The organism is Streptosporangium canum, from assembly GCF_900113865.1.
GTDB lineage: Bacteria > Actinomycetota > Actinomycetes > Streptosporangiales > Streptosporangiaceae > Streptosporangium > Streptosporangium canum.
Window position 1 is genome coordinate 55875 of the sequence record NZ_FOQY01000044.1, and the last position, 6725, is coordinate 62599.

Below are 6725 nucleotides of genomic sequence, written 5' to 3' on the forward strand. Positions count from 1 at the left end.
TCCCCGTAGGACGGGAACCCGACGAGGGCGACGTGGTGGCCGATCCACGCGGGTGTCTCATTCACCCCGGTAGCGCCGCCCCAGCGCCCCCACGAAGGCTCCGAGCAGGCGGGCGAACTCCCGCTGGTCGTGCTCCGGCCAGTCGCGCATCGCCGTACCGAAGATCTCGCGCCGGAACCGGTGGACCTGATCGGCCTGCTCGACGCCCAGGCCGGTGAGCTCCAGGGTGCTGCGGCGGCCGTCCTCGGGGTCGGCCACCCGCCGCAGCAGCCCGGCGTCGACGGCGCGGGCCACCAGGCGGCTGGCGCGGGGCTGGTCGATGCCCATGCGGTCGGCGACGGAGCCGACCGTCGGCGCCTCGGGGCCCTCCTCCACCGCGTCGATCACGCCGAACAGCGCGGGGTCGATCTGGGTGCCGCCCGCGACGCGCTGGATCGCGCGGCGGCTCTGGCTGCGCCGGATGGCCACCATCGCCCGTTCGACGGCGGCGACCGCCTGGGAGTCTTCCATGCCTCGATGATACATGTATAAATGCATGTTATTGTCAAAACACATATAAATTTAGCGAAGGGCGACACCATGGACGTCTCCGAGATCACCGGCCAGCGGCGGCCGATCGGCTACTGGATCAAACACCTCCACGGACTGACCGAGTCGTCGTTCGAGAAGCTCCTCGCCGAGGAGCACCTCACCCGCCGCCACTGGCAGGTGATGAACGTCGTCGCCAGGGAGCCCGCCACGGTCGAGAGCATCGACGCCGAGCTCAGCCCCTTCCTCACCGCCGAGCAGCCGTCCCTGCGCCCCGTCGCCGGAGAGCTGCGTGAGCGCGGCTGGCTCGACGGCGAAGGGGAGCTCTCCCTCACCGAGACGGGCGCCCGCGCACACGCGGACCTGCTCGGGAAGGTGACCGCCACCCGCACCCGGCTCACCGACGGCATCAGCGTCGAGGAGTATCAGGCCACGATCGATGTGCTGCGCCGGATGTCGGCCAATATGGGTGGCTAGTAGCCGGCGGTGAAGCGTTCCCGGACGAAGGCGCGCTCCTCCAGCGTGTCGACGAGGGCGGCGGCGAAGTCCGGGACCGTGATCCGGGTGTCGGGGCCGCCGATCGGGGTGTCACCCGCCTTGACCCGGTAGGCGCCGGTGCGCTCACCGTCGACGAGGTGGACCGGAGGCGGGCTGGCGTAGGACCAGTCCAGCGCGCCGCCCTCGGCGCGGAGCAGTTCGAGGGCCTCGCCCTGGGCGCGGGCCTCGGCCAGATACTCCTTCGGGAAGTTCGGGCTGTCGACGAACCGCTGCCCCGGGGCGTGCTCCAGGCTTCCGCCGCCGCCCACGACCAGCAGCCGCCGCACCCCGACCCCGGGCAGCACGTCGATCAGGGTCCGGACCGCCGCCGGCACGGTCTCGGGCCCCTTCACCGCCAGCACCACCGCCTCGTGCCCGGCCAGGACCTCCGCGATCGACTCGTGGTCGAGCACGTCGGCGTCGACCCCGCCGCCCAGCGAGGAGGCGTCCCTGGCGACAGCCGTGACCTCGTGGCCACGCTCGCGGGCCTCACGGACGACGGCGGAGCCGATGTGGCCGCTGGCCCCGATGACTGCGATCTTCATTTGCTGTCCTTTCCGGCACGCTCCAGGAAGTCCGCGATGAGGGGGGCGATCTGCGGCAGCTTCTCTTCAAGTGCGAAATGCCCGGTGTCGAACAGGTGCAACTCCGCTGTCGGCACATCCTTGAGGAAAGCCCGCGCCCCCTCCTCCACGAAGAAGGGGTCGTTCCGCCCCCACACGATCAGGGTCGGCGGCCGGTGCTCACGCAGCCACGCCTGCCACTCGGGGTAGAGCGCGACATTGCTCTTGTAGTCGAACGCCAGGGCGATCTGGATCTCCTTGCGGCCCGGCAGGTCGAGGAAGTGCTGGTCGAGGGTCCACCCGTCGGGGGCGATCGCGGCGGGGTCGGACGCGCCGCCCTCGTACTGCCCCCGGGTGGCCTCCAGGGTCAGCAGCGGGAGCACCTGATCCTCCTCGCCGGGCCCCAGGGCGACGAACCCCCGCGCCGCCGCGCTCAGCCCCTCCTCGTAGACGTTGCCGTTCTGCACGACCAGGCCCGCGATCCACTCCGGACGCCGTACGGCCAGGCGGAACCCCACAGGCGCCCCGAAGTCGAACGCGTAGAGCACGAACCGGTCCAGGCCGAGCGCGTCCACGAACCCCTCGACCACGTCGGCGAGGCGGTCGAAGGAGTAACCGAACCCGGCCGGCGCCTCGCTGTTCCCGAAGCCGGGGTAGTCCGGCGCGACCAGGTGGTAACGGGTGCCGAGGGCGTCGATCAGCCGGGCGAACTGGTGGGACGCGGACGGGAAACCGTGCAGCAGGAGCAGCGTGGGCGCGTCGCGGGGACCCGCCTCCCGGTAGAAGACCCGGACCCCGCCCACGTCCACGGACCGGTGGGCAACATTTGGCACATCCATCTCACATGCTTCTTTCCCTCGAAGATGCATTAGTTATAGCCCGCCGACTTCTAACGCGTCAACCGGTCGCATACCATTAGAAACATGCACCTCCCGCTGACCGGCGAACCGGTCGCGCTTGATCTGATCAACACCCTCGGCGCCTCCCCCGACGGGCCCGTGGACCACCTGACGACGGTGGACGCGCTGCGGGCATGGCTGCGGGCGCAGGCACACCGTCTTCCCCAGCCCGGAGCGCCCCTCACCGATGCCGATCTGGCGGCCGTCCTGGACCTGCGCGAGATCGTCGGCACGGTGGTCGACCACACGCGACGAGGGGCCGAGCCTCCGGCCCCGGCACTGCGCGCGCTGAGCGCGGCCGACCGGCTGGCCCCGCCGTACCGGACTCTGAGCTGGGAGGACGGCCAGATGGCTGTCAGCGTCGGACGCGCGGGCGACTACCGGTCCACGCTGGTCGCGACACTCGCGGGTGCGGCGATCGACCTGCTGGCCGGGCCGATCGCGTCGGTACGCGGATGTGAGGGGCCCGGCTGTCGCATGCTCTTCCTGCCCGCCCACCCCCGGCGGCGCTGGTGCTCTCCCGAGCTGTGCGGCAACCGGGTCCGGGTGGCGCGCTACTACCAGCGCCACAAGGCATGAGCCGCCCCACCTCGGCATGAGGCTGTGGCGGCCGGATCCGTGCCCGGGCACCCGTCGGGACGGCCCGGATCAGGCCTCCCGGAACCCGCCTGCCGGGGTGACGCGGATCAGGCCTCCCGGGGCCGCCCCGACAGCCGCCGGTGCACCTTCGCCGCGTAGGTGGGGTTGAGCGCGTCGCCGGCGTCGGGCACCCGCGGCAGCAGTCCGGGCTCGGTCGTCAGCGCGCGGAAGAGGAACGCGATCGTCACCTCGTGGCCGGGCCGGGAGACGACCTCGATGCCGTCACCCGCCTGGATCTCCCCCGGCTCGATGACGCGGAGGTAGGCGCCGGGCATCGCGGCCTGCGTGAACCTCTTCACCCATCCCTGCTCGTCCAGCCAGCCCGCGAACGTGCGGCACGGGATGCGGGCCGAGGTGACCTCCAGGATCAGGTCCGCCCCGATCCGCCACCGCTCACCGATCAGGGCGCCGTTGACGTCGAGGCCCGAGGTGGTGAGGTTCTCGCCGAAGACCCCGTTGGGCAGTTCGCGCCCCAGCTCCTTCTGCCAGGTGTCGAGGTCCTCTCGGGCGAAGGCGTACACCGCCTGGTGGTCGCCGCCGTGGTCGCGAAGGTCGTACACCACGTCTCCCGCGACACCGCTGCCCGCCGTCCCCATCGGGCCGGGGGCGGCCACGGCCACCGGTCCGGCCGCGGGGCGCTTGTCGATCCCGGTGAAGTCGGCATCGGTGTAGTCGGCGGAGTGCAGGTGGGCGAGGTTCACAGAGAGAAGCAGAGGCATGATTCGCACTTTATAAGGGGTATGAAACCTTCCTCACATGGTGAATCTCCCGGCCGGGGAGGTAGTGCCAGGTATACCCCCGACTCTCGCTTCAGCGCCCATGTGCCCGGGGACCGCCGCCGATTCAATGATCCACATGACGATCGCCGAAACCCCGCGGACCTCCTCGCTCGACCGCACGACGCTTCCCGGGCCATGGGCCGAGGGCGTCAGTCTGATCCTCGGGCCGCCGCTGCTCCTGGCAGGCGTGCCGGCGCGGATCGAAGAGAACGACTTCTTCCCCGGTCAGCTGGCCGCCTACGCCGCCCAGCCGGGGCAGATGGCCCTTTCCTACGGCCTCTTCACCGCGGGAACCGTACTCCTGTGGCCCGCGGTGACCTCTCTGTCCCGCAGAATCGGCGTCTCCCACCCCGGCTGGGCCAGGTGGGGGGTCACACTGGTGGTGCTCGGCCTGTTCGGCCGGATCTTCCACGCGGGAGTCAGCCACCTGGCCTTCCAGATGGTGGACACCCTCGGCCTGGAGGCGGCGAGGAAGGCCGTCGGCGACACCTACGGCGCTTTCCACGTCTTCAAGGCGGTCAACGTCTTCATCATGACCGGCTGGATCGTGCTCGCCGCCGGCGCCTTCCGCGCCAAGGCCCTCGGCGGCGGCGCGGCCGGCGTCACGCGCTGCGCGGCCCTCGCCCTCGCGGCGGGACTGCCGCTGGGCGTGCTCAAGGGCAGCAGCGACCCGATCTCCCTGGCGGCCCTCCTCGGCCTGGCCCTCGCGCTCGTGCCCCTCGGCGTCACCGTCCTGAAGGAGACCCGCCGCCCCAGGTGGTGGGCCGTCGCCCTGACCGTCGCCCTGATCCCGGCCGCCTTCTTCCTCGGCATCTCCGGCTGACGACCTCTCCTCGGCTGCTCCGCGGATGTCATGATCGCTGGAGCGACGAAGACGACGGACCGGAGAGATCGGCGAGATCGGCGTTCGCGCTGCCCGGCCCCGGGCCCACAGGCGGGGCTGCAGAGCGGCTCAGGACGAGGACAGGAACCCACCGGCGGCAAGGGCGCGTGTCGCATGCCGAAGCCTCGTGTCTACGCCTCCTGCCGGGCTGCCGGGCGGTAGTCCAGGACGATGGCGCCGGAACCGAAGGTGTGGGTGCCGGCGAGCTGCCAGGTCTTGGTGTCGACGCCGTCGGGGAACAGGCGCTTGCCCTTGCCGACGATGACCGGGTGGAGAAAGAGCTTGAGCTCGTCGATGAGGTCGTGCTTGATCAGGTAGTTGACCAGATCGCCGCTGCCGTAGACGAGGAGGTCCTTGCCGTCCTCGGCCTTCAGCTTGGCGACTCCCTCGGCGACGTCGCCTTCGATGACGGCGGCGTTCCACGTCGGCTCCTTGAGCGTGGTGGAGGCCACGTGCTTCGGGATGCTGTTCATCTCGCCCACATCCTCGCCGGCCGCCTCCATCGCTGGCCACGCCTCGGACATGCCGTCATAGGTGACGCGGCCGAGGAGCAGGGCACGGCTCTGGGAGAGCTGGCCGGCCTGGAACTTGCCGTGGTCGTCGTTCCAGAACGGCCCGGTCCAGGCGGGCGCCTCCACGACGCCGTCCATCGAGATGTAGATGACTGCGACGACCTTGCTCATGTTCTGCTCCTCAAGGGTGACGGGTCTGTCCGGCCCGCCGTTGCGATGCGCCTTCAGCAGGGTGACGGGTCTGTCCGGCCCGCCGTTGCGATGTGCCTTCAGCCTGGCGGAACCCGTTTACGGATTACTTACGGCCTCCTTCAGGCGCTGGGACCTCCGGGCCGAAGGAGGCCAAGAACCCCCGGCGCGTGGAACGTCGACGAGGCGCGGAAGTCCCTTGAGCCCCTGCGCACGGTGAGGGAACCGCGCTACACGGCGTAGGAGCTGCTCCTGATTCTCGGCCTGCGGCGGGGTGAAGCGCTCCTGGTCTGGGAGTGCGTCGACCTCCTCGACACCCGGACTGATCGTTGGACGCCGTTGCCGTACGGCATGCAAGAGGCCCTCCCGGATCATCCGGGAGGGCCTCTGAGCTGGAGCCGCCCTGGGGAATCGAACCCCAGACCCCTTCATTACGAGGGAAGGACAGACACCTCGTCAGCGGGATCTCGCCCTGCTCAGACGGTGGTCATGGATCAGTGGAGAGCGATCCTGTAAGGCGGCGTTGCCGTATCGACTGCTGTACACCGCCTCCGTGGACGCAACCGGGTGTTCAATCCTGCGGAAATAGTCCCAGCTTGTGTCATCCCGTTCCATCACCTTGCTGTCCTGATGGGACGACCAAGGAAGGCGGCGAGCCGATCGATGGCGGGTGCGTCATCGGCGACGGTCTGGGCGGGAGGTGAACCGCCCGGCGCGCGGCCGCGTGGCGAGCTCGGTTCGCCTACCTACAACCTCTGCTCCAGCCGATGCTGTACCCGACCAAAACCCTGGCCTTCGAAAAAGGCCAGGGCCTCGATGTTGAAATCCCACACGTCCGCGAACAGGCTGGCGCAGCCGGCTTCCAGAGCCTCCGCGCGAACCGACTCGACCAGGGCCGAATCTACGCCCATGCGAGCCACCCGTGGATCTACGGCGATGTGGTTGACGTAGACGAACCTTTGCGGATGCATGAGGGCATCGGCAGAGCGGTTCTGGATGGCCGCCGTGATGTACCCAACTGGGCCGTTCTCCGATGACTCCGCGATGTAAGCCATGGCCCCTTCCCGCGCCAGGAACGCGGCAAAATGCGGCGCCAATTCGTCAGCGGCGTGGACCAGATGGAAGGTATCCGGTCTTGCATCGACATGGAGATCATGCACGAAGCGATTCAACTGCGCCAAGATCACGACGTCGTC

At 69.6% G+C, this 6725-nt stretch carries 9 protein-coding genes and 1 tRNA gene; 3 read left to right on the forward strand and 7 right to left on the reverse strand.

The genetic code is table 11. The features are described from left to right. Nucleotides 1-57: 57 nt before the first annotated feature. The gene (locus BM085_RS38235; protein ID WP_245789933.1) at nucleotides 58-510 is read right to left on the reverse strand and encodes a MarR family winged helix-turn-helix transcriptional regulator; all 453 of its coding nucleotides are present in this window, start codon (nucleotides 508-510) and stop codon (nucleotides 58-60) included. A gap of 21 nt (nucleotides 511-531) precedes the next feature. On the opposite strand from BM085_RS38235, the gene BM085_RS38240 reads away from it, so the two are divergent. After that, nucleotides 532-1005, forward strand: coding sequence for a MarR family winged helix-turn-helix transcriptional regulator (locus BM085_RS38240; protein WP_245789934.1), 474 nt, complete (start codon nucleotides 532-534; stop codon nucleotides 1003-1005). Here the strand turns inward: BM085_RS38240 and BM085_RS38245 are convergent. Both BM085_RS38245 and BM085_RS38250 read right to left on the reverse strand, forming a co-directional pair. Next, nucleotides 1002-1610, reverse strand: a complete 609-nt coding sequence (locus BM085_RS38245; protein ID WP_093891657.1) for an NAD(P)-dependent oxidoreductase — start codon at nucleotides 1608-1610, stop codon at nucleotides 1002-1004. The genes BM085_RS38240 and BM085_RS38245 overlap by 4 nt on opposite strands. After that, nucleotides 1607-2467, reverse strand: a complete 861-nt coding sequence (locus BM085_RS38250; RefSeq protein ID WP_245789935.1) for an alpha/beta fold hydrolase — start codon at nucleotides 2465-2467, stop codon at nucleotides 1607-1609. The genes BM085_RS38245 and BM085_RS38250 overlap by 4 nt, the downstream gene beginning before the upstream one ends. A gap of 84 nt (nucleotides 2468-2551) precedes the next feature. Here BM085_RS38250 and BM085_RS38255 point away from each other — a divergent pair, with 84 nt between their 5' ends. Beyond that, complete coding sequence (locus BM085_RS38255; protein ID WP_093891659.1) at nucleotides 2552-3106, forward strand: CGNR zinc finger domain-containing protein; 555 nt, start codon at nucleotides 2552-2554, stop codon at nucleotides 3104-3106. Between the two features lie 107 nt (nucleotides 3107-3213). On the opposite strand, the gene BM085_RS38260 is transcribed toward BM085_RS38255, so the two are convergent. Continuing rightward, entirely contained in the window at nucleotides 3214-3885 is a 672-nt protein-coding gene (locus BM085_RS38260; RefSeq protein WP_093891660.1) for an MOSC domain-containing protein, read from the reverse strand. A gap of 136 nt (nucleotides 3886-4021) precedes the next feature. Between BM085_RS38260 and BM085_RS38265 the strand changes: the two genes are divergently transcribed. Further along, the gene (locus BM085_RS38265) at nucleotides 4022-4768 is read left to right on the forward strand and encodes a hypothetical protein (RefSeq protein ID WP_245789936.1); all 747 of its coding nucleotides are present in this window, start codon (nucleotides 4022-4024) and stop codon (nucleotides 4766-4768) included. Nucleotides 4769-4959: 191 nt separating this feature from the next. Here BM085_RS38265 and BM085_RS38270 read toward each other — a convergent pair whose 3' ends face one another. From BM085_RS38270 to BM085_RS38275, 3 genes are all read right to left on the reverse strand, one after another. Continuing rightward, nucleotides 4960-5511, reverse strand: a complete 552-nt coding sequence (locus BM085_RS38270; protein ID WP_093891662.1) for a dihydrofolate reductase family protein — start codon at nucleotides 5509-5511, stop codon at nucleotides 4960-4962. A 411-nt stretch (nucleotides 5512-5922) separates the two neighbouring features. Beyond that, nucleotides 5923-6051: transfer RNA gene (locus BM085_RS44985), tRNA-Thr, on the reverse strand. 224 nt (nucleotides 6052-6275) lie between these two features. Continuing rightward, a partial coding sequence (locus BM085_RS38275; protein ID WP_143121259.1) for a GNAT family N-acetyltransferase occupies nucleotides 6276-6725 on the reverse strand: 450 nt, incomplete at its 5' end.

What these genes read in the sequence shown, in the direction of transcription:
- BM085_RS38235 (WP_245789933.1), bottom strand. Translation starts at nt 510, where the DNA reads ATGGAAGACTCCCAGGCGGTCGCCGCCGTCGAACGGGCGATGGTGGCC.
- BM085_RS38265 (WP_245789936.1), top strand. Translation starts at nt 4,022, where the DNA reads ATGACGATCGCCGAAACCCCGCGGACCTCCTCGCTCGACCGCACGACG.
- BM085_RS38250 (WP_245789935.1), bottom strand. Translation starts at nt 2,467, where the DNA reads ATGGATGTGCCAAATGTTGCCCACCGGTCCGTGGACGTGGGCGGGGTC.
- BM085_RS38260 (WP_093891660.1), bottom strand. Translation starts at nt 3,885, where the DNA reads ATGCCTCTGCTTCTCTCTGTGAACCTCGCCCACCTGCACTCCGCCGAC.
- BM085_RS38240 (WP_245789934.1), top strand. Translation starts at nt 532, where the DNA reads ATGCATGTTATTGTCAAAACACATATAAATTTAGCGAAGGGCGACACC.
- BM085_RS38255 (WP_093891659.1), top strand. Translation starts at nt 2,552, where the DNA reads ATGCACCTCCCGCTGACCGGCGAACCGGTCGCGCTTGATCTGATCAAC.
- BM085_RS38245 (WP_093891657.1), bottom strand. Translation starts at nt 1,610, where the DNA reads ATGAAGATCGCAGTCATCGGGGCCAGCGGCCACATCGGCTCCGCCGTC.
- BM085_RS38270 (WP_093891662.1), bottom strand. Translation starts at nt 5,511, where the DNA reads ATGAGCAAGGTCGTCGCAGTCATCTACATCTCGATGGACGGCGTCGTG.